The sequence below is a fragment of the Streptomyces sp. DSM 120436 genome (genome assembly GCF_055778765.1).
In genome coordinates, this window is the sequence record NZ_JBSKBS010000001.1 from 4,326,999 (window position 1) to 4,349,899 (window position 22,901).

The window sequence follows — 22,901 nt, forward strand, 5'->3', positions numbered from 1 at the left end:
GGTGGCGAGGGGGCACCGCTGTCCCGCCGCGGGACCGGACCCGGTCCTCGGTCACGACGGGAGAAGCGGCGTACGGACGTACGTGTGGCGGGTACCGGGTGTCGCTCGTGTGGGCGGGCGGCTGTCGGGGACGCCTGGAACGCGTCGGCCCACACGGCCCGTCACCGACCCACGGGATCACCGTCGGCACCGTCGTTCTGGACGCGCAGTGTCAGGTGGCCGCCGTGATGCAGCGGTGTGCTCAGCCGTGGGCGCGCCGCCTCGTGGCCGGTCTCCGCGTCGACGATGTGCACCTCGCCGTGGCCGCCCCGGGTGACGGCGATCCAGTCGGAGCCCGGTGAGGCGGCCACCGCGCGGCGTTGGACGCCCTCCCAGGGGGTGCCGCCGCGACGTGGAGCACCGTCCATACCGGGCAGGGGGAAGCGGCGGGCGGCGCCGTCGGCGCCGAGCAGGATCAGCTCGTCGCCGTCGGGATGGACACGGGTGAAAGCGGTGTGGCGCCGGGCGAGGGCCAGCCGGAAGACGAGCCCGGGACCGAGGTCCGTGAGCAGCGTGCGGCCGGTTCCCAGCTCATGGTGCCATGCCTGGTTGGTCCACTCCGGCCAGCGCAGCGGGTCCGGGTCGCCGCCGCGCAGCGTGGTCCACAGTGCCTGACGCCGGGTGTCGAGCCGGAGGTACCAGCCCCGGGCGGGCGATCCCCACGGAATGACCGCCTCGGCAGCGAGGATGTCGCCCTTCCTGCGGGCCCGGTGCACTCCCTGGCTCGTGGCCGCGAACACCTGCTCCGAGTCGGGTGCCTGCGCGTCCCCGTGCCCGTCGTCCGGCAGCGGCAGGAGCGCGTGAGGGGTGACCAGGGGGCAGCCATGCGGAGCCGCGAGGAGGTCCGCGAACCGGTGGACGGCCAGCGCACCGGGTTCCCGGTGCCGCAGTACGACCAGAGGGTCGGTCTCGCCCAGCACGGTCACGCCCGGTTCGCCGATGCGCGTCCGCACCCGTGCGGCCTCTCCGGTGGTCAGGTCGAGGACCGTCAGCAGGTCCGACCACGGTTCGCTGTTCCTGCCGAGGCCGGTGGTGACGGCCAGTCGGCGGCCGGACGGGTCGCAGGCGAGGTGCTCGGCCGGCACGGCGACCGGAACCGCGCGCTCCACGAGTTGCTCGGCGTAGGGGTTGAGCACCAGCAGTTCACCGCGGCGGTCGTCGACGCAGGCCACCCGCCCGCCCGGCAGCGCCAGGAACCCGGCGTGCTCCGAAAGGTGACGGCCGGTGAGGCGCCCTGCCACGGCGCCGTCGGGCACGGTCAGCAGGTGTACGGCTCCGGCCACATGGTCGGAGACGAGCAGGACGGGTGCGGCAACAGGCATGAGTCCTCCGGGAACCGGTCTGGTGAAAACGATTATCATGTATCTTCAGTGCGTTCCCGGTACCTGAAAAGAAGCGAGGGCATCGATGCTGCGCTCACCGTCGAGATTCGTTCGCAGTTGGCTCACCGCAGCGGCGGTGGGCTCGCTCCTGGTCGGCTGCGGCTCGTCCTCCGAAGAGGCCACGGACGACAAGGCCAAGCCCGCGGCGAAGACGGAGGTGACCGTCGAACCCATCAAGGCGTCGACGGAGTTGACCGACACCAACGGCGTCAGGATCTCCCTGAAGAAGGAGCCCGAGCGGATCGTCTGCCTGTTCGCCCTGTGCGACGACATCCTGACGGAACTGGGCATCGTGCCGGCGGCCACCAACAGCGCGTTGCTCGCCCACCCGGACTTCCTGGGAGAGGAGAAGGCCAAGGAGGTGGACATCATCCCCGGCGGATTCATCGCCCCGGAGGTGGAGGCGATCCTCTCCCACAAGCCCGATCTCGTGATCGGCCTCGGGGACACCCACGGCAAGCTCGCCCCGGCGCTCAAGGGAGCGACCACGTTCTGGGCCATGCAGCCCGAGACGTGGCAGGACAGCGTGGGCTACCTGCGCGACACCGCCGCGCTCACCGGCCGCACCGCCCAGGGGGAGAAGGCGGAGAGGGCCTTCCGGGCGAAGCTCGCCGAGGCCGAGAAGACCCCGAGCGACAAGACCGCGCTCATCATCTACGGCAGTGACGAGAACTTCGGCGTCGCGACGCCCGAAGGTGACGTGGCCGCCAGCCTGTTCCCCAAGATCGCCGACTACCCGTGGAAGTCCCGTGGTGTGGAGGGAAGTTACAGTCTCGAAGAGATCCTCGCCAAGGACGTCGACGTGCTGTTCGTCGAGACGCTGAGCTTCGGCGACGCGGAGGGCGAACTGTCCGAGAAGCTCGCCGGGAACCCGCTCTGGGGCAAGATTCCGGCAGTGAGGAACGATGACGTCCACGAGGTGAACTCAGAGGTGTGGGCCAAGGGGCGCGGCACCCGTTCGCTGGGCATCGTGCTCGACGAGGCCACGGCCGCGCTGCGGTGAGGACGTCCCTTCCAGGACCCGCCGTAGCCGATCAGGCCGCGGCGGGCGGAGAGCGGCCGTCGCGCGGCATGCGGAGGTGGCAACCGCTTCTGGTGGTCGTGTTGCTGGCCGTCTCCTCGGTCTGCGCGCTCGGCCTCGGCACGCCCTACGTCCCCCCGCACCGGCTGGTCGCCGCGGTACTGGACGGGGACACCACCCTCGCCGGGATCGTCGTGACCGAACTCCGCGTGCCCCGCCTGCTGCTGGCGCTCGTCGCCGGTGCCTGTCTGGGGGCGGCCGGACTGGTGCTCCAGGAGGCGCTGCGCAACCCCCTGGCGGTGCCGGAGATGCTGGGCGTGTCGTCGGGGGCCGCGCTCGGGGTGGCCGCGCCGCTGGTGCTGACCCTCTCGCTGCCCGCCGCCGTCCAGCCGCTGCTGGCCATCGGCGGCGCCGCGCTCGGCGGCGGACTGACGCTGCTCGTCGCGGGGCTGGGTCGCAGCCCGTCCGCCGTGCTGCTGACCGGCGCCGCGGTGGCGGCCGCGCTGCAGGCCGCGCTGCTCGTCCTGATGGTCATGGCCGACCAGCTCGACCTCCAGCTGATCTACCGCTACCTGCTCGGCTCCCTCTCCGCCCGGACGTGGGACGACGTGACGGGCCTGTGGCCGTGGCTGCTCGTCGCGGTGCCCGCACTCGTGCTGTGCGCGCCGGTGCTGTCCGTGCTGCGGCTGGGCGACGAGGACGCGGAGGCGCTCGGTGTGCGAGCTCAGCGCGCCCGGCTGGCAGCGCTGGCCATCGCCGTGGTGCTGATCGCTCCGGTGACGGCCGTGTGCGGGCCCGTCGCGTGGGTGGGGTTCCTCGCCCCACACCTGAGCCGCTGGTTCGATCCCGCGGCGGGAGCGGTGCGCTGGCTCCCCTGGTCCGCGGCCTGGGGCGCTGTCGTCGTGGTGGCCGCCGATGTCCCGGCCCGGCTGGCGTTGGCGCCCGTGGAGACGCCCGCCGGCGCGTGGACGGCCCTGCTGGGGGTGCCGGCCGGCGTCGCGCTGATGCGGTCGGGTGGCCGTCGCCGGGCGGTGGCCCGGCGCGGACCGGCCGCTTCGTCCGGGGGGCGCGAGCGACTGTCCGGGCCGCGGAAGACGGCTTCGGGTGTGGCGGACGAAGTGCCTCCCGCCGGGGCATCGCATCACGCTCACCGGGGCGAACCCGGGCCCGGCGGTCCGACCTCGCCGCCTCTCGGGACGACCGGAACGGAGGACGTACGGTGACCCGGCGTTTCACGGCCCTCGCGGCACTGGCCGTCGTGTGCGCCGCAGTGGAGGTGGTGGCCGGGCGCGGCATGTCCCCGGGGGCGGTCTGGGACGTCCTCAACGGCGGCGGTGACGCGACGGAGCGCCACATCGTGTTCCAGCTGCGCCTGCCGAGGCTGTTGGTGGCCCTCGGCGCGGGGGCCTGTCTGGCCGTGGCGGGACTGGTCCTGCAGTCCGCCCTGCGTAATCCCCTGGCCGGGCCGGAGGTGACGGGCGTGACCCCGGGGGCGGTGCTCGGCGCCGTCACCGCGACCGCCCTGGGGCTCGCCGGGTGGGACTCGCCCCTGGCCGTGGTCCTCGCCGCCTGCGCGGGCGGGTGCGCCGGAGCGGCGCTGCTGTGGCTGCTCGCCGGCCGCGGGCGCGGTGATCCCGCGCAGACCGCCGTGCACGGGGTACTGGTGTCGGCGGTGCTCGGCGGGCTCACCGCCATGGTGCTGCTCGTGGAACCGGGTGAGCTCGGCAGCGTCGTGCAGTGGCTGGTGGGCACCACGGAGGGCCGGGTGTGGGAGCACTGGCACCTGCTGTGGCCGTGGGCGCTCGTCTGGGGGGCTGCTGCCTGGCTGCTGGCGGGGCCGTTGACCCTGCTGCGCTGCGGGGACGACATCGCCCTCGCCGCCGGTCTCTCCGCCCGCCGGGCCCGGACCCTGGCCCTGATGTGCGCGGTGGCCCTGACCGCCGGCGCCGTGGCTGCGGTCGGCGCGCTGGGCTTCATCGGGTTGCTCGTTCCGCACCTGGCCGTGGCCGTCTTCGGTGCGGACCTGCGCCGGAGCCTGCCCGGCGCCGCCCTGACAGGCGCGGTCGTGGTGTGCGGGGCCGACGCGGCGGCGCAGGTGTCCTCGCGGCTGCTGGCGGCGGCGCTGGACTCCGGGCGGCTCACGTTGCCGGTCGGGGCGCTCACCGCCTGCCTCGGCGCCGCGCTGCTGCTGCTCGTCGTGCGCCGCACGCCGAGCCGTACGTTCTGACGTCGAATCGAGGACAGAGCATGATCGAGTCCGTGGGGATCCACGTCGAGGGGGTTCACTTCGGCTACCCCGGACGGCCCGTGCTGCGGGGCGTCGACCTGACCGTCCGGCCGGGCGAACTGACCGCCCTGATCGGCCTGAACGGCTGCGGCAAGTCGACCCTGCTGCGGCTGGCCGCCGGGCTGCTCCACCCCGACGAAGGGCGCGTGCTGCTCGGCGAGGACGACGTCACGCGGCTTTCAAGACGCGCCACGGCCCGGAGGGTGGCCTTGCTGCACCAGTCGGCTCCGGCCGTGCCGGGCATGACGGTGCGTCACCTCGTCCGTCAGGGGCGGTATGCGGCACGTGGCCCGCTGGGCATGCTGCGCGAGGGCGACGACCCCGTCGTGCGCCGGGCGCTGCGTGATGTCGGGGTGGAGGACTGGGCCGACCGTGACGTCGACGCGCTGTCCGGCGGCGAGCGGCAACGTGTCCGGCTCGCGATGGCGCTCGCGCAGGACACCCGGGTCCTGCTGCTCGACGAACCGACCACGTACCTGGATCTGCACCACCAGCTCGACGTACTGCAGACCGTGGTGCGTCTGCGGGAGGAACGCGGGCTCACGGTGGTGATGGTGCTGCACGACCTGGCCCACGCGGCCCGGTTCGCCGAGCGGATCGTCGCCCTGCGGGAGGGCCGTGTGGTCGCCGACGGAGCGCCGAAGCAGGTCGTCACGCCGGGGTTGCTGGCGGAGGTGCTGCAGGTGGCGGGCCGGGTCGGCGAGGATCCGGAAGGAGGGTGGCCCGTGTGTTACCCAGATCACCCCATCGCAGCTCTAGAATATGAAAATCAGATTCATTAGAGTGAGGTCGCGGCGTTCGTCCGAACGCCGTGTCTCCCTGCTGATGAAGGAGAGTTCATGGAAAACGAGCAGGTCTTCGCGCCGATCGCCGACCCGGGTCAGCTGGCTCACGACTCGGCCTCTCACTCCAACGCGCTCGTCGAGAACCCCTTCGAGGACACCGAGGAGTAAGCGAGGGCCCAGCCACCCTCGACCGTGGGCCCGCCCGATGCCTTCCGGGCGGGCCCACGCCCGTCCCCGCTCCCGTCGACAGGAGGAACACCGTGTCCCGTAGCCGACTCGTCCCCGGTGTCGAGGTCGTCGCCGTGCCCGGGAGAGGGCTTGCCGTCCGCACCTCCGCGGGGGAGTTCTTCAGCGTCAGGACAGGAGACGTTGACGAGGACGCCTTGCTCTCCCTGCTCACCGGGGGGACCACGGCCCCGGTGGACGAGGGGATGGACCGCGTGATCCGGGCGTTCGAAGAAGCCGGATACCTGGCGGAAGGGCCGTGGAGCCCGGAGTGGCCCGCCGCTCGCCGGGACGTCAGGGTCCTCGGCGACCCGGTCCTGACCGAACCGCTCGCCGTGCACCTGGCCGCCCTGGGCGCGCGGCCCCGCACGACTCCGGCCGTGACCGCCTCCGGCAGCTCGCCGGCGGGCGTCGAGAACCTGCTCGACGGAAACCCCTCCGCGGTCGTCTGGTGCCTGGACGGACCCGTGCCGGACGGCTTGTGGGACGCCGCCGACCGCCTGCCGGAGCACGGTGTCGCGTGGCTGCGCTGCCACCGCGAGGGCTGGCAGGCGTACGTCGAGCCGGTGGCCGCCGCTCCCGGGGACGTCACCTCGGCACACGTCCGGTCCCGCCGGCTCGCCGCCACGCCCGCTCACCGCGAACTGGCCGCGTACTGGAGCGGACCGCGTACCTCCGGCGCGCCGGTCCGCCTCGCCGCGCCCGCCGCCACGCTGCTCGCGGCGCTGCTCGCGGACGATCTCGGCCGGTGGGCCACCGGGGCCTCCGACCCGGGGGGACTCCCGGTGCGGCGTCGACTGCGACGGGTGGACCTGCGCACGCTGACCGTCACCGAGCACCCCGTGCTGCCGGTGCCCGACGTCGCGCCGATGCCGAAGAAGGACGGATGACGGCGTTCAGCACGGCCGTGGGGGGACTCGCCACCGACGTCCTGCTCCCGGCCGGTGACGGCCCCTTCCCGACCGTCCTGGTGCGCACCCCCTACGACCGGACCCGGCACGAGGCCGAGGCGCGCGGCTGGGCCCGCCGCGGGTTCGCCGCCGTCGTCCAGGACGTGCGGGGGCGCTTCGCGTCGCCGGGGGAGTGGCACCCGTACGCGCACGAGACCGCGGACGGCACAGCGGCCGTCCGCTGGATCCGGCAACAGCCGTGGAGCGACGGGCGGCTGGTGGCCGCCGGCGCCTCCTACGCCGCCCACTGCGCCCTCGTCCTCGCCCTCGACGCGCCCGGGGACGCCCGGCCGGACGCCGTCATCGTGGCCGTGCCCGCCCTCGGCCCGGCGGAGACGGCCCGCGAGGCGTCCGGCGTGGAACGGCTGCTGTCCCGCGCCGGATGGTGGGCCGCCCACGGCGACCGGCGCGACTCCGACGAGAACGCGCTGGACAAGGCCCTCGCCGAGGACCCCGGCCTGCTCGCCCACCTGCCGTTGACCGCCCTGCCCGAGCGGCTGGGACGCGCCCTGCCCTCGTGGGCGGGGGTGTGGCGCCGGCCCGACCGCGGGCGCCTCGTGGCGCGGGCGGCGCACGCCGGGCCGCCCCTGCTCACGGTGGGCGGCCACCACGACCACTTCACCGAGGAGACCGTCGCCCTGTGGCGCGCCTGGGGCGGATCCTCGGCGCGTCTGCTGCTCGGCCCCTGGGGGCACCCGCTGACCGCTGCTCCGGGGCCGGACGCGGGACCCGCCCACCGGCTGAACCTCGGCGAGCTGTACGTGCGCTGGGCCCGCCGCGCCCTGACCGGCGGCCTCGCCCCCGGCCACCACGGCGCACTGGCGCTCGGCGGCGCCGGCCTGTGGCTGCCCGCCGACGCAGAGGGAGAACCGCGTGCCCACCGCACGCGCCTGCTGCACGGCTCCGCCTTCACCGCCGACCCCGTCCGGCCCGTCCGCTCCGACGACCTGACCGTCCCCGCCGATGGCCCGCCCGACCGCTGCCTGCTGGTCACACCGCCGTCGCCGCGTCCGCTCGACCTCGTCGGCCCCGTCAGCGTGCGGCTGCGGGCCACCGCCCACACACCGTCCGCCGACTGGGCCGCCAGGCTCGTCGCGCTCCCACCGGACGGGACCGCCGAGCGGCTCGCCGTCGGTATCGTCCGGCGTGCCGAACCGGCCGGCCGGGAAGCCGCGTTCACCGTCGGACTCGGCCGGCTCGCACGTCGGCTCCGGGCCGGTACCCGGCTGCGCCTGGAGATCGCCGGACACCACTTCCCGGCCCACGCCCGCAACCCCCACACCGGGGACGACCCGATGACGGCCGCACAACTGCTCGCCTCCCGGCGGGAGGTCGACCCGGACAGCGTGGTGCTGAACCTGCCCGTCCTCCCGTCCCGTCCCGCCCCCACCGACCCCGCCGAGGAGATCCTGCGATGACGGCTCTGCCGCTGGAAGCGCTCGTCGACCCCGTCTGCGGAATCGTCCGCAAGGTCAAGCCCGTCGAGCACCCCGCGGGCGCCCCGCCCCGCTACACCGCGCTCACGGCCGAGGTGTCCGACGCTCGCAGACACGGCCTGTGGCCCGCCGACCGGGTCTCCCTCGGCACCACCTTCGGCGACCCCGGACAGGCCCGCGTCGCCGCGATAGCCGAGGGGGTGGAGCGCTACTGCGGCAACCGCGTGCCGCCGCCCGGCCACCCGGACGCACCCGTGCGCGCCACCGCCGCCGAACTGGCGGACAAGGGCCTGCGCCTGTACGGTCCGGCCGATCTGCCCGCCTACGCACCCTGGCAGCACGCCCGCGCGAAGTTCCCCTACCGCCCGTTCACCGCCGACACCCCCGCGCTGTGGACACGGGGAACCGAACGACTGCCCGACGGGACCGCCGCCGAGGTCTGGGCACCCGTCTCGCTCACCCACCTCAACTGGCGCCAAGGTGACCTGCGCGAGCTGCCCCGCACCCACCACCTCAACTACGCCGGGATCGCCACCGGACAGGGCCTCGACGACGCTGTCGAGCGCGGCCTGCTGGAGGTCGTCGAACGCGACGCCCTGGAACTGTGGTGGCACCTGGACGGCCCGGCCCGGGGCATCGACCCGGCGAGCGTGCCCGGCCTCGCCGACGACCTCGCCGGCTCCGCGCTCGACGTCCACATCGTCGAGATGCACTCGGAGTTCGCCCCCTGCATGGCCGCGCTCGTCCACGACCCGCGCCTCGGCCTGTACGCCGCCGGGTTCGCCTGCAAGTACGATCCCGCCGAGGCTGCCCGCAAGGCCGTCCTGGAAGCCGTCCACACCTGGGTCTTCACCCAGGGCCTGACCGACCCCGGCGGCTGGGTGTTCCAGGCCGTCGAGGCCGGACTGCTCGCCCGCGGGCTGTACCTGGAGCACCGGGCCGACGGCCGCTACCTCGACGTGTGCGGCGAGCAGTTCGAGCACGTGCGCGACCTGGGAGCACACGTGCAGGTGTGGCTGGACGGGCGGATGGCGGCCGAGGCCCGGAGGTTCACCGAGCCCGCGCTCGGGACGGTGTCCGTCGCAGAGGTCGAGCCGGGCAGCCGGGAGCGGCTGGAGAGCACGCTGCGCGGGGGCGGTCACCGTGTCATGACCTTCGACCTCACCACCGAGGACGTGGCGGAGACCGCGCTGCGCGTCGCCCGGGTCCTCGTCTCCGGACTGCTGCCCAACGCGCCCGCCGCCTTCGGCTACTTCGGCTGCCCGCGCCTTGCCGAGGCCGCCGTCGCGCGCGGATGGCGCGCGACCGCGCCGAGCGCGCCGGAGGATTTCACGCTGGCGCCTCCGCCGCACATGTGAGGGCCGCTGTGGAAGACCACCGCGAGGACCCGCCGACGGGCCTCGTCGCCGCCCTCGCCCGGGCCCGCTCTCCGGAACGTCCCGGCCCCGGCACGCCCGCCGGAGCACCCGTCCGGGCCTGGGCGGGTCCGCCGCTCCCGATCCCGGAGGCCGGCCCCGCGGACCTCGACCTGCGGACTCTGCTGCATCTTTCCCTGGCGGCCTCGGACGCCACCGGACGCCTCAGGCCCACCCCCTCCGCCGGTGCGCTGCACCCGGTGGACGCCGAACTGGTCGTGGGCGCCGGCTGCTCCCTGCCGCCCGGCCGCTACGGCTACGACCCGCTGCGCCACCGCGTCCATCACGTCGGCCCGCCCGTCGACGGCACGCCGCCGGGCGTGACCGTCGCACTCTCCGTCACCGCACAGCGCACGGTGTCCCACTACGGCCACCGGGCCTGGCCCCTCCTGTTGCTGGACACCGGGCACGCCGCCGCGGCGCTGCTCCTGGCGGCCCGCGTCCTGGGCGCGGGCGAATCCGACGTACGGATGGACGGACGCACCGAGAACCCCCTGGCCGTCGTACGCATCCCACCGCCCTACGGGCGGAGCCCGAGGCGCCCTGCAGGGACTGAGGACCCGCCCGCCCCGGCCGACCTGCTGGCGCGCCGCAGCACCCCGCCGCCGTTGCCGGGCCTCCCACCCCGCGATGCACTGCGGGCAGTCCTGGCCACCGCCGAACGAGCCGGGGACGGTGGCCTGTTGCGCTGGTGCGCCGCGGTCGGCCCGCCTCGGCCCGGCCTCATGGAACTGGCCCCCGAGGGCACGACCCTGCGGCGCTACGCGTCCGGCGAGGCCCGTCCGACGCTCGCGGCCTGGGCGGCGGGCCAGGCGTGGCTCGCGGACGCCGGCGCCGTACTGCTCGCCCACGGCTGCCCCACGGACGCCGACACCGCGCACATCCGCCGCGCCCACCTGCGAGCCGGCTTCGCCGTCCACCTGGCCCATGTCGCAGCTCTGCGCCACGGGCTGGCGGCCCGACCCGTCGGCTCCTGGCAGCAGGCGGATCTCGGCGCCGCCCTGGGCGCCGCGCCGGGCCGTGACTGGGTCGTGCACGCCCTGGCCCTCGGCACCCGCCACGCCGACGAGGAGAACTCCACATGATCGTCCACCCCGAGCTGCGCCGCGCCGCACGGCGCGCACGGCGTCCCCTGCTCGCGGCCACCCTCCTGCAGGGAGCCGTCACCCTCACGCACCTGGCGCAGGCCGCGCTGCTGGCCCTCGCGCTCGCCGGCCTGGCCCGTGCTGACACCGGCCACCTCCCGTGGCTGCTGGCCGCGGTGCTCGCCGTCGTCGCCGCCCGCGCCGGGCTCGCCCTGTGGCAGCGGTGCACCGCCACCCGCGCCGGGGCCCGGGTCAGGGTGGCACTGCGCGACGAACTCCTGGCCCACCTGGGCCGGCTGGGGCCCGCGTACCTGACCACAGCGCGGGCGGGAGCCGTCCGCACCACCCTGGTCGAGGGGGTGGAGGGCGTCGACGCCTACGTCTCCCGCTACCTGCCCCAGCTCCTGGTCACCCTCGCGGTACCACCCCTGGTCCTCGCCGTCCTCGCCGTGGTCGAACCCCGGGCCCTCCTCGGCCTCGTCCCCGCCCTGCTCCTGGCCCTGCTGGGTCCGCGCGCCTGGGACCGGCTCCTCGCCACCCGCGGAAAGGAGCACTGGGACACCTACGAAGGACTGGGCGCCGACTACCTGGAGGCCCTCCAGGGCATGCCCGCCCTGCGCGCCGCGGGCGCGGTCGGCCGCACCCGGGCACGCCTGGAGGAGCGGTCCGCGGCCCTGCACCGCGCGACCGTCGCCAAACTGCGCGTGTCCCTGGTCGACACCGGCATCACCGACCTCGCCGTCCAGGGCGGCACCGCCGCCGCGGCGCTCCTGGCGTGCTGGTCGGCCGTCACCGGATCCACCACCGCGACCGGCACCTATCTGGTGCTGCTGCTGGCCTCCGAGTGCTTCCGCCCGGTCCGCGACCTCGCCCGGGAATGGCACGCCGGCTACCTGGGGGTGTCGGCCGCCGACGGGCTGGCGGCCCTGCGCACGGCCGCGCCGGCGGTCCCCGACACCGCAACGGCGCCCGCGCACTGGCACACCCCGCCCGAACTCCGCTTCCACGACGTCCGGTTCACCTACGACGGTGCTCCCGCACCTGCCCTGGACGGCGTCTCCTTCACCGCGCGGGCGGGACGGACCACCGCGATCGTCGGGCCGTCCGGCGCGGGCAAGTCGACCCTGCTGGCCCTGCTCCTGCGCCACCACGACCCGCAGGAAGGGCGGATCACCCTCGACGGGCGCCCCACGACCGAGTACGCGCTCGACTCGCTGCGGCAGGGCATCGCCGTGGTCTCGCAGGAGACGTACCTGTTCCACGCCGCCATCGCCGACAACCTGCGTCTGGCCCGGCCCGGCGCCACGGACGACGAGCTCGTCCGGGCGGCGCGCGCCGCCGGGATCCACGACGAGATCGCCGCCCTCCCGGACGGCTACGCCACCGTCCTCGGCGAACGGGGCGCCACGCTCTCCGGCGGCCAGCGACAGCGGCTCGCCCTCGCCCGGGCCCTGCTGTCCGACGCCCCGGTCCTCGTCCTCGACGAGGCCACCAGCGCGGTCGACGAGCGCCGCGAGGCGGACATCGTCCGGGAGCTGCTGAAGGCGGTCGGCGGGCGGACCGTCCTGGTGGTCGCCCACCGGCTCGCGGCCGTCCGGCACGCCGACCGGATCGTCGTCCTCGACACGGGACGGGTGGACGCCGTCGGCGACCACACCGGCCTGGTCGAGGCCGGCGGCGTCTACACCCGGCTCGTCGAGGCCGGCCGCGCCCACCGAGGAGACCTCGCCGCATGAGCACTGTCACCGCTCCCGCCGCCCCCGGGGCGGACGGCCCCGCGCGGGGCGCGCTGCGCGCCCTGCTGCCCGCCCTCGCGGCACACCGCGCCATGACGGCCCGCACCTGTGCCGCCGCGCTCCTCGAACAGGGCTCCCTCGTCGCGCTGGTGACCCTGGCCGCGCACACCGTGGGCACCGCCGTCATCGAAGGGCGCGCCCCCACGGCCGGCACCGTCTCCGCGCTCGTCGCCCTCGTTCTCGTACGCGCCCTGACGACCTGGCGGGAGATGGACCTCTCGCACGACCTGGCCTACCGGGTGCTGGCCGCACTGCGGGTCCGCGTTTTCGACGGACTGGCCCGCAGCGCGCCCGCCCGGGTCGCCGGCCGGCGCAGCGGCGACCTCGCCGCCACCGCCATGGCCGACGTGGAGGCGCTGGAGTTCTTCTACGCCCACACCACCGCCCAACTGCTCGCGGCGGGAACGGTCCTCACCGGCGGATCGGTACTTCTGGCCCTGGTGGAGCCGTGGCTGCTGGCGGCCGTGCTGCCGGTCGCGGCCCTGCTCGCCGCGGCGCCCTTCGCCGACGCAGGCGGACGCACGGTACGCGGCGGCCGCACCCGCACGGCCGTGGCCGCGCTGTCGGCCGACACGGTGGAGACCGTCGACGGGCTGCGCGAACTGCTCGCCTTCGGCGCTCTGGCCGGACGCCGCCGCAAGCTGGCGGAGCGGGGGCGGCAGGTGGGCGACGCCCAGCGCGCCGAGGCCACCTGGGAGGCCGTCGCCGCCGCCGTCCGCGACCTCCTCATCGTGGTCGCGGTCCTCGGCGTGGTCGCCGCGGCGGCACAGTCCGTGACCTCCGGACGGCTGCACGGCGCCTGGGCGCCGGCCGCGATGGCGCTGGCCCTGTCCGTCCTCGGCCCGGTTGCGGAGTCGGCCCGCGCCCTGAGCCAGGCCGTGGCCCTGCGCGCCGCCGCCGCTCGCGTCGACGCGGCCGTCAAGGCCCCCGCCCTCGCACCGCCGCCCACCGCACCACGCCCCCTGCCTCCCGGACCACTGGGCGTCCGGCTGCACCGAGTGAGGTTCGACTACGGCGGCGGGCCCGTGCTGGACGGCGTCGACCTCACCGTCCACCCCGGCCGGACACTCGCCCTCGTCGGCGCTTCCGGCGCCGGCAAGTCCACCTGTGCCCACCTGCTGGCTCGCTTCTGGGACCCGTCCGCCGGTGAGGTCCAGTTGCTGCCCGCCGACGGCGATCCCGTGGACGTGAGGGAGGTGAACGACGCGGAACTGCGGCGGGCGGTGGTGCTGGTGGGACAGGACACCCCCCTCTTCCACGGGACCCTCGCCGAGAACCTGCGGCTCGCCGCGCCCGAGGCCGACGACCGGGCGCTGGCCGAGGCGGCACGACTGTGCGGCGTCGACCGGATCGCCCCCCTGGACACCCTCGTCGGCGAGCGGGGCGCCACGCTCTCCGGCGGTCAGCGGGCCCGCATCGCCCTGGCCCGCGCGCTGCTGGCCGGACCGCGCGTCCTCGTGCTCGACGAGACCACCGCCCACCTGGACAACACCGGCGACGCCGAACTCGCCACCGCGCTGCGGCAGGAGAGCCGCACGACGATCCTCATCGCCCACCGCCCGGCCACCATCCGCCGCGCCGACCGCATCGCAGTCCTGGAGGACGGCCTCATCACGGAAGAGGGAACCTGGGAGGAACTCACAAGCAGCCCCGGCAGCGCGCTCAACCGCATCCTCAGCAGCACCACCCCCTCCTGAGCACGGGACACCACCCCGGGAACCGGACCAATGACGCTTAGAGGCGGGTGTACCTGGAAACGACTACTCCCGAACGATCGTCGCGTCGGCGGTCGGCCGGCACGGGGAGGGGTCTCACGTGGACGTACCCTTGTATCTGAGGCCCAGAGTGGAGCCGCCGCTCGCCGCACTGCTGACGGACCGGCCCTTCCTGCACGCGCTCGTCGACGCGCTGGGGTCGCCGCTCAACGTGCTGCTCCCCGAGGCCGTGGCCGAGAACGCCGCCCGCTTCCGTGCCGTCTACCGCCGCCACCATCTCACCGGGCGGGTGTACTTCGCGCACAAGGCGAACCGGTCCAGCGCCCTGCTGCGGCGACTGGCGGCGGAGGACCCGGCCGCCGTCGGCGTCGACGTCGCCTCCACGGAGGAGCTGAGGCACGCACTGGGGTGTGGGTTCACCGGCGACCGCATCATGGCCACCGGCCCCAAGGACGCCGCGTTCCTCTGGCTGGCCGCGCGCGTCGGAGCCACGGTCAACCTGGACTCGCCCGGGGAACTGGAACGTCTCTCCGCACTGGTGCGCGCGCACGGGCTCGGCCGCGTCGCCGTGCTGGTACGCCTGTCGGGGTTCGAGCACGCCACCGGCCACGGGGGAGCGGGCACCCGGCTGCTCTCCCGGCGCAGCCGCTTCGGCACTCCGATCCGGGACACGGAAGGGCTGCTGTCGGCGCTCGAACGCAGCACCGACGCCGTGGAGTTCGCCGGCGCCGCCTATCACCTCGACACCACGGGCGTGGAGGAGAAGGCGCGGGCGCTGGAGCAGTGCGTGCTGTTCATGGACGAATGCCGGGCGCGGGGACTGGCGCCGCGCGCCCTCGACATCGGGGGCGGATTCGGTGTCGGCTACGTCGCCGAGGCGGAGGAGTGGGAGCGGTGGACCACCGCGCTGACCGAGGCGGTGCTCGGCGTCCGTCCGCCGTTGACCTGGCGCGGTCACGGATACGGGCTGCGCAACGAGGGCGGCACGGTGCGCGGTGCCGCCGCCCTGTACCCCGCGTACCGCCCCACCGCCGGACCCGGTTACCTCGACGAGCTTCTCTCCCTGCCCGCGCCGGTGCTGGGCCGTCCGCCCGCCACCCTCCTGCTGGAGCACCTCCACGACCTGTACGTCGAACCCGGCCGTTCCCTGGTCGACCAGTGCGGACTGTCGCTCGCCCGCGTGCTGGACGTACGGCCCGCGGACACGGACACCGGGCGGTACCTGGTGCACCTCGCGATGAACGCGGGTGACATGAGCCTGGAGGAGCACGGGGTCCTGGTGGACCCCGTCCTGCTGCCGCGTGGCGGAGCGGCGCCGGGCGACGGGGAGCCGGTCGGCGTCTACCTCACCGGCAATCTGTGCCTGGAAGGTGATCTCATCACCCGCCGCCTGGTCTTCCTGCCCCGGCTGCCGCGGGCGGGGGATCTGCTGGCCTTCGCCAACACCGCCGGATACGCCATGGACTTCCACGCCCATCACGCGCAGCGCCAGCCCGTCGCGCGGACGGTGGCGGTGGAGCGGCGGGGTGACTCCTGGCACTGGTGCCCGGACGAGGACTACTGGCCGATCACACCTTTGGGGGGAACACCCGGATGAGGTACGACAGCATCACGGAAGCCATCGGCAACACACCGCTGGTGCGCATCGACCCCGCCGTGCACGGTCTGCGCAACATCGATCTCTACGCCAAGCTGGAGATGCTCAATCCGTTCGGGTCCGTCAAGGACCGGCCCGCCTGGCACATGGCCCGTCCCCACCTGGAGGCTGCCACCGGCCGCGACGGGACGGTCGTGGAGCTCTCCAGCGGCAACACCGCCAAGGCACTGGCCCTGCTGGCCGGCATGCACGGAGCGAGGTTCAAGAGCGTCACCAACCGCATGCGCGTGCCCGAGATCAAGGAACTCCTGCTGCTCATCGGCGCCGAGATCGAGGAACTTCCCGGGCGCAGCGAGTGCCTCGACCCGACCGACACGGACGACCCGCTGACGCACTTCCACCGGGCGCTGTCCGACCCGGGGAGCACGTACCTGCACACCGACCAGTACTTCAACCCGCGCAACGTCGAGGCCCACGCGGAGGGCACCGGTCCCGAGATAGTGAAGGACCTGGACGGCCGGGTGCCGGACTGGTTCGTCGCCTGCGTGGGCACGGCCGGTTCGTCGACCGGTGTCGCCAGGGTCCTGCGCGAGCACGACCCGCGCGTACGGGTGCTCGGCCTGGTCGCCCACAAGTCGGACTTCATACCGGGCATCCGCACCATCGACGAGGTCCACCAGGTGGGCCTGTTCGACCCGGCGACGTACGACACCATCGAGTCGGTCACCTCCGACGAGGCCATCGACGGGATGCTCACCCTGATCCGCCGCTGCGGACTGCTGAGCGGACCGACCGGCGGCGCCGCCTACCAGGGGGCGGTGCGGCAGCTGCGGTACGCGGACGCCGAGCTGGACGGGACGGGGCAGCGCCGGACGGCGGTGTTCATCGTGTGCGACCGGGCCGAGAGCTACCTCAGCTATGTGCGTCAGCGACGCCCCCAGCTCCTGGGCCGGACCGACCGCGGGCACTCCGCGACGGCCGTCACCGACGTCGAGGCCCGTGCGGAGGCCCGCGTCATCGGGGTGGACGACGCCCGTCGCTGGTCCGCCGAGGGTGACCCCCGGCCACTCGTCGTCGACCTGCGCAGTCCACACGCCTATGCCGCCCTGCACATCGAGGGCTCGGTCAACATCGTCGACGAGGTGTTCGAGGACCTGCTGCGCGGGGGGCTCCCCTTCAGCAAGCGCACTCCCGTGCTGCTGGCCTGTCCCGTGGGCGAGAAGTCACTGCGCTTCGCCGCCGCGCTGACCCGGATGGGCCACCCGGACGTCCGCAGCCTGGCCGGCGGGATCGTCGCCTGGCGGGACGCGGGCGCACCGCTGGTGCGCGAGTGAGCGCGGCGCACCCGCTTCCCGGGGCGGAGCCCGAGGGCCCGCTCTGGCAGCGGGAGGTGAGAGAACAGTTCCCCATCGTCACCGCCCATCCGGAGCTGGCGTACCTCGACAGCGCGGCCACGTCACAGAAGCCACGTGCCGTACTGGAGGCTGTCCAGACGTACCTCACGACGTCGAACGCCAACGCCGGCCGCGGCACCTACCCCTGGGCCAACCGGACCACGGAGCTGGTGGAGGCGACCCGGGAACGGGTCAAGGAGTTCCTCCACGACCCCGAACCGGGCCGCTCGGGCGTCCACTTCACCAGCGGCACCACCGAGGGTCTGCGTTCCGTCGCCCGTGACTGGCTCGTGCCGTACCTCAGGGACGGGGACGAGATCCTCGTGCCGCACGCCGACCACCGGGCCAACCTCGACCCCTGGCTCGAGGCCCGCCGGCTGCTGGCCGAGCGCGGAGTCGAGGTCCGCGTACGGGCGCTGCCGTACCAGGCGGTCTCCGGCGACTACGACCACCGGGCCCTGGCCGAGGCCATCGGCCCGCGGACCCGCTTCGTGGCCGCCACCCATGTCCACCATGTCTACGGCGGTGACATGAACGTGCACCGCCTTCGCGAGGCGGTGGGCCCGGACGTGCCGATCTGCCTGGACGCGGCACAGAGTGTCGGTCACCTGCCCGTCCACCTCGGCGATCCGTCGCTGGACGTGGATTTCGTGGTCTTCTCCGGGCACAAGGCGATGGCCCTGCCCGGATCAGGAGCGGTCTGGGCGCGCAACGCGCGGGGACCCGTGTTCCGTCCGGGCGGCTGGCGGGGCACGCCCAACACGGTGGGCATCGTGTCGCTGCGGGCCGCGCTCGACTGGCTCGACGCGGCCGGCGTCGAGCGGATCGCGCGCTGGACGACCACGCTCACCACCCGGCTGACCGACCGGCTCGGACGACTCGGCCCGTACGAGGTCCTCGGCTGCCCGGTGAGCCTGGCCGCCGACTCCCCCCTGCCCGCGGCCCAGCGTCGCCACGGCATCGTCACCTTCCGCCACCGCGACATCCCGTCCGACGACCTCGGGTTCATCCTCTTCAGCCACGGATTCATGGTGCGCGCCGACAGCCTCTGCCAGGCCGGCACCGACGAGCGGGACGGATCCGTACGGGTGAGCCTGCACGCCTACAACACGGCCGAGGAGATCGACCGCCTGCTGTCCGTCCTCGAGTCGTTGACGTGAATGGCAACTGATAACCGTTTCCACCTGTAGATTCGTCCGTGCCCACGGATGGACGAGAGACGGACGAGGTGGCGCGGGCGATGGGCGTGAGCATGGGGACGGCCGGGGCGTGGGTGGAGCGCTGGGAACGGCAGCAGGAGCGGTACGCGGTGGACCGCGAGGAGCGCTTCACCGTGATCGCGGACGTCGTCGAGCACGTCACCGCAGACCGCGCCCGCCCCCTCCTGCTCGACCTGGGGTGCGGTCCCGGCTCTCTGGCCGCCAGGCTCGCCGCCCGTTTCCCGCACGCGGAGATCGTCGCCGCCGACATGGACCCCCTGCTGCTGGAGCTGGGACGGACGCACCACGCCGACGCCGCCCGCTACGTCGACACGGTCATCGGTGAGGAGGGCTGGACCGAGGCCCTCGCACTGGAACGCCCCCTGGACGCCGCCCTCTCGACGACCGCACTGCACTACCTGCCCGAGCCGGCGCTGCTGCGCACCTACCGCTCCCTCGCGTCCCTGCTCCGCCCCGGCGGCGTCCTCGTCAACGGAGACCACTTCCCGCCGGACGCGGCGCCGTGCGCGGGCCTCACCGCCCATGTGGGCCGGCGCAGGGCCGAGCGCACGGGCGGCCGCGCACAGGAGGACTGGCGGTCCTGGTGGGACGCCGCGGCCCGGGACCCCGAACTGGCCGATCTGCTCGACGAACGCAGTCGGCGCCTGGCGGCCCGGGCCGGGTGCGGAGGCGACGAGCAGGTCACGGTGAGCCGCCACGCCGAACTGCTGCGCCGGGCCGGCTTCGCCCACGTGGCGCCGGTCTGGCAGTTCGGCGACAGCACCGTCCTGGTGGCGATCATGGGCGACGCGCGCGGACTCCCCGCTCCCGGCAGGACCTGAGGCCGGCAGCGGAGAAAGCCGCTGGGGACCCCGTTGCGGAGAACGGGGAGGCCAAGGCATTTCACAGAGCCAGACTCATCAGGATCTCGTCCCGGTCGTCACCGGGCGCCACCCGCAGCGCGCCCGGCCACCTGCCGACCTCCGTCCAGCCCGCCTTGCGGTAGAACTCCTCCAGCCCCAGACCGGACCGTACGGCGAGCTGCAGCCGTTCCAGTCCCATCTCGGCACGCCCCACGCGCTGGGCGTGCCGCACCAGTGCGATTCCGATACCCCTGCCACGGAAGCGCACATGCGTCTGGACGTGGTTCACCACGCCGCAGTGCGCCACGAGAGGATGCGGCTCGCGGCGAAGCAGCAGCCAGCCCGCGAGCGCGCCGTCCACGGTCGCCAGGAGGAGCCTGCTGTGCTCGGGGGACAGTCCACGGGTGATTCTCCCGACCGCCGGCCGGAGCGCCGCCTCGGTCACCGGCGGGAGCGGGCAGTCCATGGGGACGACGGCCCCTCCGGCGTTGACGACTGCCGTCCAGCACGCGGTGAGGTCCCGCCGGACGGCTGCGGTGGCGTCACGAGGCCGGCTGAGTTGTGCGATCACGGGAGCGGGTGACACCTCAGGCGCTGTCATACCCGGTAGCCTGCCAGGCGCACGCGATTCCGAGTGCGCCGTCCGCTGCCCCCCTCAGCGTTCCTCGTACGGGTCCGACGGCTCCGCGACCCGTTCGAGGGTGGTGGCGTCCAGCACCGGGGGCCAGGCCGAGGGGGAGCCCAGGTCGCCCTCGGGACGCCACGTCCCCGTCACGGTCACCCAGTGCCGGTCTCCGGGGGCGCCCGCGACGGGCACGGCGAGGGCTTGGCTGCGCGGCAACAGCCGGGTGAAGGCGCGCTCGGGCACGAAGGCACCGACGGCCGCTGAGACCAGCGCGCCGAGCAGGAGGAACGGGATGCCCTGGACGACGGAGGCGGTGAACACCGTCCACCGGGCAGCGACGGGCGGAGTGCAGAGGCCGAGCGCGAGTGCGGGGCCGAGGGGACCGGTGATCGTGACGACGTGACGAGTGCGGATCCGCCGAGGACGACATGCACGACCGTCCGCGCGATAAGGCGTACGGCATCGCTGAGCCCGCCTCGCGCCAACGCGTGATTCCCGGTGCTCGCACCACTCGGCCTCACCGCACGATCACCCGAACGCACCGCCCACGGGAAGGTGCGGGCGACTGCCACGCGGCGCCCGCACGGAGCGGCTTAGCGAGACACGGGCGTGGTGCCGGAGCGGCCTCCGCCTCGGTGAACCCCACGGTCCCGGCCAGGTTGTCCGCCCAGCGTTCCACGGGGTCCGCGTCGACCGCCGTGCTGGAGCCGCAGTCGCGGCAGACGAGGTAGTGAGGGTGCCCGTCGGCGGGCCGCGGGCGATGGAGGCGTTCCTCGGTCCTGTCCCGCACGACGTCGGCCTGCCCTGAGCGGTTCAGGGAGTGCGGGGTCAACAGGAAGGATGCTGGAAGCTGCCGTCGCGAACATGCGGTGGTCTGAATCCACGGGGATGAGTGAAGTGGTGACATCCCTGCGACATCAGCCGCGTTCAGGGCACGACCATGCGCACGGAGAGGGCTGCGGCCACGTGGCGGCCCCCCAGGGTGACCACATGGACTACGTGCACGACGGCCACCGCCACGCGGCTCACGAGGGCCACGGGGACGACCACTGACTGTTTCAAGGACACCCCTCCCGGAAATGCAGAACGCACCCCTGCTCCTGGGGGTGCGTTCTGTGCGCTTTCGAATTTCCTGCGGAAGGACTTGCGCAGGGGGTGAGCGGTCGCTTCTCACCGGCTCGAGTACGGAAGGAGCGCCATCTCACGGGCGTTCTTGATCGCCGTGGCGATCTGTCGTTGCTGCTGGGCCGTGACGCGGGTGACGCGGCGGCTGCGGATCTTGCCGCGGTCGGAGACGAACTTCCGCAGCAGATCGGTGTCCTTGTAGTCGATGTAGGTGATCCCGGCCGCGTCCAGCGGGTTGGGACGGGACTTCAGCGGCTTGCGGGGGCCTTGACGGGGGGCCATGGTGCTCCTTCTGCGGTGGGGCGGATGGGGCCCGTGCTACGCAACGGGGTCGAGCAGAGAGTCGAACGCGGCCGGGAGTCGTCTCCACGCTTCGGGGCCTGCGGCGTACTCGGCGTCGGTGAGCAGGCAGGAATCCAGCACCCGCGCGAGTCCGTCACGGTCCAGACCGGGTGAGGTGAAGACGAGGTGCTGGCAGCGGTCCCCGTGTTCGGGGTGCCAGTCCAGTGCGGCGGCCGCTCGGCGTACGGGCGGGACCATCTCCCAGGCGGCGTCCGGCAGGGAGGCGAGCCATGGGCCGGCGCTCTCCACGCACAGCGCTCCGCCCGCGGCGTCCCATGCGAGCAGGGTGTCGGGGCGGTCGGCGAGCCAGAACCGTCCGCGGCTGCGGGCCGCGGCGCAGCAGAGGTCCTCCAGTGCCTGGTAGAGGCGTTCGGGATGGAACGGGCGGTGCCGACGCCAGACGAAGGTGGTGACGCCTGCCTCGTCGGCTTCCTGGGGGAGCAGGGCGCAGGCCGGGTGCTGGGCTGCGGCGGCCGCTTCGGCGTCGAAGCCGGCGAAGGCCAGCCGGGCGAGCTCCGGGGAGTCGGCGCTCACCTGACGGGCGACGGGGTGGAGTTGGGTGAGGAGCGCCCGGTCTTCCTCGCCGGCGTCCTCGCTGTCCACGACGGCGAGGACGGGGGCGTACTCCACTTGCCTGGCCCAGGTGTCGCCGACCGTGCGCTGGTCGCCGGCCGCGGCCGCGAGGCCCGCCTCGGCCAGGTCGTCGCCGTTGCCGAGACAGGGGAGGACGAGAGCCGGGTCCACCGCCGTGATCACGTTGGTGAGCCGGACCGCGTCGGCGCCGTGCCGGACGACGACCTCGGCCATTCCCTTGGGTTCGACGGAGTCCCACAGTTCGACGACGGCGAGCCGGGTGAGGCCGGCGTCGGCGAGCCGTTCCAGCTCGGGGACCAGGTCCTCGCGCAGCGCACAGCACGCGCAGTCGTTGACCAACGGGGCCTCGTCTCGGGACAGCTCGCCCGAAGCATCGCGCACCTGACGCAGAACGGTGCCGTCGGCCGCTGTGGACAGGTCGTGATGGAGGGCGACGCTGTCGGGCACCAGGCGCAGGAGGTGCTCCACGACCTCGCGGCGTGCCTCGGAGTGGAGCCCGGCGACGATGACGACGGGGAGTCCGGTCTCGTCCCGCATCAGTTGGCTCCGCGTCGGCCGTACCGGCGCTCGAAGCGCTCGACCCGCCCGGCGGTGTCCAGGACCCGGGCGGTCCCCGTGTAGAAGGGGTGGCTGACGTGCGAGATCTCGACGTCGACCACCGGGTAGGTGTTGCCGTCCTCCCACTCGATCGTCTTGTCACTGGTCATGGTGGAGCGGGTGAGGAAAGCGTAGTTCGCGGCACGGTCGCGGAAGACGACGGGGCCGTAAGCGGGGTGGATTCCGGGCTTCATGGGGCGTCCTCGAGTTCGGGGGCCGGTGGCGGAGCGGCGGGAGGTCAGCGTTCCTCGCGGAAGTCGACGTGCCGTCGGGCGATCGGGTCGTACTTGCGCAGCACCATGCGGTCGGGGTCGTTGCGGCGGTTCTTGCGGGTGACGTACGTGTAGCCGGTTCCCGCCGTGGAGCGGAGCTTGATGATCGGGCGTACCTCGTTGCGTGCCATGAGGGTAGTATATGGAAATGATTCCC

The 22,901-nt window shown here is 73.9% G+C and carries 23 protein-coding genes; 15 read left to right on the forward strand and 8 right to left on the reverse strand.

Translation table 11 applies throughout. The features are described 5' to 3' along the window. Positions 1 to 161: 161 nt before the first annotated feature. Complete coding sequence (locus tag ACWH4W_RS19185) at positions 162 to 1,361, reverse strand: hypothetical protein (RefSeq protein ID WP_473076942.1); 1,200 nt, start codon at positions 1,359 to 1,361, stop codon at positions 162 to 164. An 85-nt stretch (positions 1,362 to 1,446) separates the two neighbouring features. Here ACWH4W_RS19185 and ACWH4W_RS19190 point away from each other — a divergent pair, with 85 nt between their 5' ends. The 15 genes from ACWH4W_RS19190 (at position 1,447) to ACWH4W_RS19260 (ending at position 19,168) form a co-directional block, all read left to right on the forward strand. Further along, positions 1,447 to 2,424, forward strand: coding sequence for an ABC transporter substrate-binding protein (locus ACWH4W_RS19190; RefSeq protein ID WP_473076943.1), 978 nt, complete (start codon positions 1,447 to 1,449; stop codon positions 2,422 to 2,424). Positions 2,425 to 2,492: 68 nt separating this feature from the next. Then, positions 2,493 to 3,665, forward strand: a complete 1,173-nt coding sequence (locus tag ACWH4W_RS19195; protein ID WP_473076944.1) for a FecCD family ABC transporter permease — start codon at positions 2,493 to 2,495, stop codon at positions 3,663 to 3,665. Continuing rightward, positions 3,662 to 4,669: a FecCD family ABC transporter permease gene (locus ACWH4W_RS19200; RefSeq protein WP_473076945.1), complete on the forward strand. Its 1,008-nt coding sequence runs from the start codon at positions 3,662 to 3,664 to the stop codon at positions 4,667 to 4,669. Before ACWH4W_RS19195 ends, ACWH4W_RS19200 begins: the two co-directional genes overlap by 4 nt. A 20-nt stretch (positions 4,670 to 4,689) precedes the next feature. Next, the gene (locus ACWH4W_RS19205) at positions 4,690 to 5,511 is read left to right on the forward strand and encodes an ABC transporter ATP-binding protein (RefSeq protein ID WP_381220779.1); all 822 of its coding nucleotides are present in this window, start codon (positions 4,690 to 4,692) and stop codon (positions 5,509 to 5,511) included. 57 nt (positions 5,512 to 5,568) lie between these two features. Continuing rightward, a complete protein-coding gene (gene amiA / locus ACWH4W_RS19210) occupies positions 5,569 to 5,682 on the forward strand; it encodes a streptamidine family RiPP (RefSeq protein WP_240449383.1) in 114 nt (37 codons plus the stop codon). 92 nt (positions 5,683 to 5,774) lie between these two features. After that, the gene (locus tag ACWH4W_RS19215) at positions 5,775 to 6,629 is read left to right on the forward strand and encodes a hypothetical protein (RefSeq protein WP_473076946.1); all 855 of its coding nucleotides are present in this window, start codon (positions 5,775 to 5,777) and stop codon (positions 6,627 to 6,629) included. Then, on the forward strand, positions 6,626 to 8,107 hold the full coding sequence (locus ACWH4W_RS19220; RefSeq protein WP_473076947.1) for a CocE/NonD family hydrolase: 1,482 nt from the start codon (positions 6,626 to 6,628) through the stop codon (positions 8,105 to 8,107). Before ACWH4W_RS19215 ends, ACWH4W_RS19220 begins: the two co-directional genes overlap by 4 nt. Beyond that, entirely contained in the window at positions 8,104 to 9,483 is a 1,380-nt protein-coding gene (locus ACWH4W_RS19225) for a YcaO-like family protein (RefSeq protein ID WP_473076948.1), read from the forward strand. Before ACWH4W_RS19220 ends, ACWH4W_RS19225 begins: the two co-directional genes overlap by 4 nt. A gap of 8 nt (positions 9,484 to 9,491) precedes the next feature. Next, positions 9,492 to 10,625, forward strand: a complete 1,134-nt coding sequence (locus tag ACWH4W_RS19230) for a nitroreductase family protein (RefSeq protein ID WP_473076949.1) — start codon at positions 9,492 to 9,494, stop codon at positions 10,623 to 10,625. Continuing rightward, positions 10,622 to 12,361: an ABC transporter ATP-binding protein/permease gene (locus ACWH4W_RS19235; protein WP_473076950.1), complete on the forward strand. Its 1,740-nt coding sequence runs from the start codon at positions 10,622 to 10,624 to the stop codon at positions 12,359 to 12,361. Before ACWH4W_RS19230 ends, ACWH4W_RS19235 begins: the two co-directional genes overlap by 4 nt. After that, on the forward strand, positions 12,358 to 14,118 hold the full coding sequence (locus ACWH4W_RS19240) for an ABC transporter ATP-binding protein (protein ID WP_473076951.1): 1,761 nt from the start codon (positions 12,358 to 12,360) through the stop codon (positions 14,116 to 14,118). The genes ACWH4W_RS19235 and ACWH4W_RS19240 overlap by 4 nt, the downstream gene beginning before the upstream one ends. Before the next feature lie 118 nt (positions 14,119 to 14,236). Continuing rightward, positions 14,237 to 15,733: a Y4yA family PLP-dependent enzyme gene (locus tag ACWH4W_RS19245; RefSeq protein WP_473076952.1), complete on the forward strand. Its 1,497-nt coding sequence runs from the start codon at positions 14,237 to 14,239 to the stop codon at positions 15,731 to 15,733. Continuing rightward, entirely contained in the window at positions 15,730 to 17,067 is a 1,338-nt protein-coding gene (locus ACWH4W_RS19250; protein ID WP_473076953.1) for a pyridoxal-phosphate dependent enzyme, read from the forward strand. The genes ACWH4W_RS19245 and ACWH4W_RS19250 overlap by 4 nt, the downstream gene beginning before the upstream one ends. Further along, entirely contained in the window at positions 17,064 to 18,287 is a 1,224-nt protein-coding gene (locus tag ACWH4W_RS19255) for an aminotransferase class V-fold PLP-dependent enzyme (RefSeq protein WP_473076954.1), read from the forward strand. The genes ACWH4W_RS19250 and ACWH4W_RS19255 overlap by 4 nt, the downstream gene beginning before the upstream one ends. Before the next feature lie 80 nt (positions 18,288 to 18,367). Beyond that, positions 18,368 to 19,168, forward strand: coding sequence for a class I SAM-dependent methyltransferase (locus ACWH4W_RS19260; RefSeq protein WP_473077549.1), 801 nt, complete (start codon positions 18,368 to 18,370; stop codon positions 19,166 to 19,168). Between the two features lie 61 nt (positions 19,169 to 19,229). Here the strand turns inward: ACWH4W_RS19260 and ACWH4W_RS19265 are convergent, their stop codons facing one another. The 7 genes from ACWH4W_RS19265 to rpmG form a co-directional block, all read right to left on the reverse strand. After that, positions 19,230 to 19,790, reverse strand: a complete 561-nt coding sequence (locus ACWH4W_RS19265) for a GNAT family N-acetyltransferase (RefSeq protein ID WP_473076955.1) — start codon at positions 19,788 to 19,790, stop codon at positions 19,230 to 19,232. Between the two features lie 54 nt (positions 19,791 to 19,844). Continuing rightward, a complete protein-coding gene (locus ACWH4W_RS19270; RefSeq protein WP_473076956.1) occupies positions 19,845 to 20,135 on the reverse strand; it encodes a hypothetical protein in 291 nt (96 codons plus the stop codon). Between the two features lie 606 nt (positions 20,136 to 20,741). Then, positions 20,742 to 20,876, reverse strand: coding sequence for a hypothetical protein (locus ACWH4W_RS19275; RefSeq protein WP_473076957.1), 135 nt, complete (start codon positions 20,874 to 20,876; stop codon positions 20,742 to 20,744). 108 nt (positions 20,877 to 20,984) lie between these two features. Beyond that, positions 20,985 to 21,221, reverse strand: coding sequence for a 30S ribosomal protein S18 (rpsR, locus tag ACWH4W_RS19280; protein WP_473076958.1), 237 nt, complete (start codon positions 21,219 to 21,221; stop codon positions 20,985 to 20,987). A 36-nt stretch (positions 21,222 to 21,257) separates the two neighbouring features. Further along, the gene (locus tag ACWH4W_RS19285; protein ID WP_473076959.1) at positions 21,258 to 22,412 is read right to left on the reverse strand and encodes a CobW family GTP-binding protein; all 1,155 of its coding nucleotides are present in this window, start codon (positions 22,410 to 22,412) and stop codon (positions 21,258 to 21,260) included. Continuing rightward, complete coding sequence (locus tag ACWH4W_RS19290) at positions 22,412 to 22,666, reverse strand: type B 50S ribosomal protein L31 (protein ID WP_093766409.1); 255 nt, start codon at positions 22,664 to 22,666, stop codon at positions 22,412 to 22,414. The genes ACWH4W_RS19285 and ACWH4W_RS19290 overlap by 1 nt, the downstream gene beginning before the upstream one ends. A gap of 44 nt (positions 22,667 to 22,710) precedes the next feature. Beyond that, a complete protein-coding gene (rpmG, locus tag ACWH4W_RS19295) occupies positions 22,711 to 22,875 on the reverse strand; it encodes a 50S ribosomal protein L33 (protein ID WP_129802794.1) in 165 nt (54 codons plus the stop codon). Positions 22,876 to 22,901: the final 26 nt, after the last annotated feature.

What these genes read in the sequence shown, in the direction of transcription:
- ACWH4W_RS19185 (WP_473076942.1), bottom strand. Translation starts at nt 1,361, where the DNA reads ATGCCTGTTGCCGCACCCGTCCTGCTCGTCTCCGACCATGTGGCCGGA.
- ACWH4W_RS19190 (WP_473076943.1), top strand. Translation starts at nt 1,447, where the DNA reads ATGCTGCGCTCACCGTCGAGATTCGTTCGCAGTTGGCTCACCGCAGCG.
- ACWH4W_RS19195 (WP_473076944.1), top strand. Translation starts at nt 2,493, where the DNA reads ATGCGGAGGTGGCAACCGCTTCTGGTGGTCGTGTTGCTGGCCGTCTCC.
- ACWH4W_RS19205 (WP_381220779.1), top strand. Translation starts at nt 4,690, where the DNA reads ATGATCGAGTCCGTGGGGATCCACGTCGAGGGGGTTCACTTCGGCTAC.
- amiA (WP_240449383.1), top strand. Translation starts at nt 5,569, where the DNA reads ATGGAAAACGAGCAGGTCTTCGCGCCGATCGCCGACCCGGGTCAGCTG.
- ACWH4W_RS19220 (WP_473076947.1), top strand. Translation starts at nt 6,626, where the DNA reads ATGACGGCGTTCAGCACGGCCGTGGGGGGACTCGCCACCGACGTCCTG.
- ACWH4W_RS19225 (WP_473076948.1), top strand. Translation starts at nt 8,104, where the DNA reads ATGACGGCTCTGCCGCTGGAAGCGCTCGTCGACCCCGTCTGCGGAATC.
- ACWH4W_RS19235 (WP_473076950.1), top strand. Translation starts at nt 10,622, where the DNA reads ATGATCGTCCACCCCGAGCTGCGCCGCGCCGCACGGCGCGCACGGCGT.
- ACWH4W_RS19240 (WP_473076951.1), top strand. Translation starts at nt 12,358, where the DNA reads ATGAGCACTGTCACCGCTCCCGCCGCCCCCGGGGCGGACGGCCCCGCG.
- ACWH4W_RS19250 (WP_473076953.1), top strand. Translation starts at nt 15,730, where the DNA reads ATGAGGTACGACAGCATCACGGAAGCCATCGGCAACACACCGCTGGTG.
- ACWH4W_RS19260 (WP_473077549.1), top strand. Translation starts at nt 18,368, where the DNA reads ATGGGCGTGAGCATGGGGACGGCCGGGGCGTGGGTGGAGCGCTGGGAA.
- ACWH4W_RS19265 (WP_473076955.1), bottom strand. Translation starts at nt 19,790, where the DNA reads ATGACAGCGCCTGAGGTGTCACCCGCTCCCGTGATCGCACAACTCAGC.
- rpsR (WP_473076958.1), bottom strand. Translation starts at nt 21,221, where the DNA reads ATGGCCCCCCGTCAAGGCCCCCGCAAGCCGCTGAAGTCCCGTCCCAAC.
- ACWH4W_RS19285 (WP_473076959.1), bottom strand. Translation starts at nt 22,412, where the DNA reads ATGCGGGACGAGACCGGACTCCCCGTCGTCATCGTCGCCGGGCTCCAC.
- ACWH4W_RS19290 (WP_093766409.1), bottom strand. Translation starts at nt 22,666, where the DNA reads ATGAAGCCCGGAATCCACCCCGCTTACGGCCCCGTCGTCTTCCGCGAC.
- rpmG (WP_129802794.1), bottom strand. Translation starts at nt 22,875, where the DNA reads ATGGCACGCAACGAGGTACGCCCGATCATCAAGCTCCGCTCCACGGCG.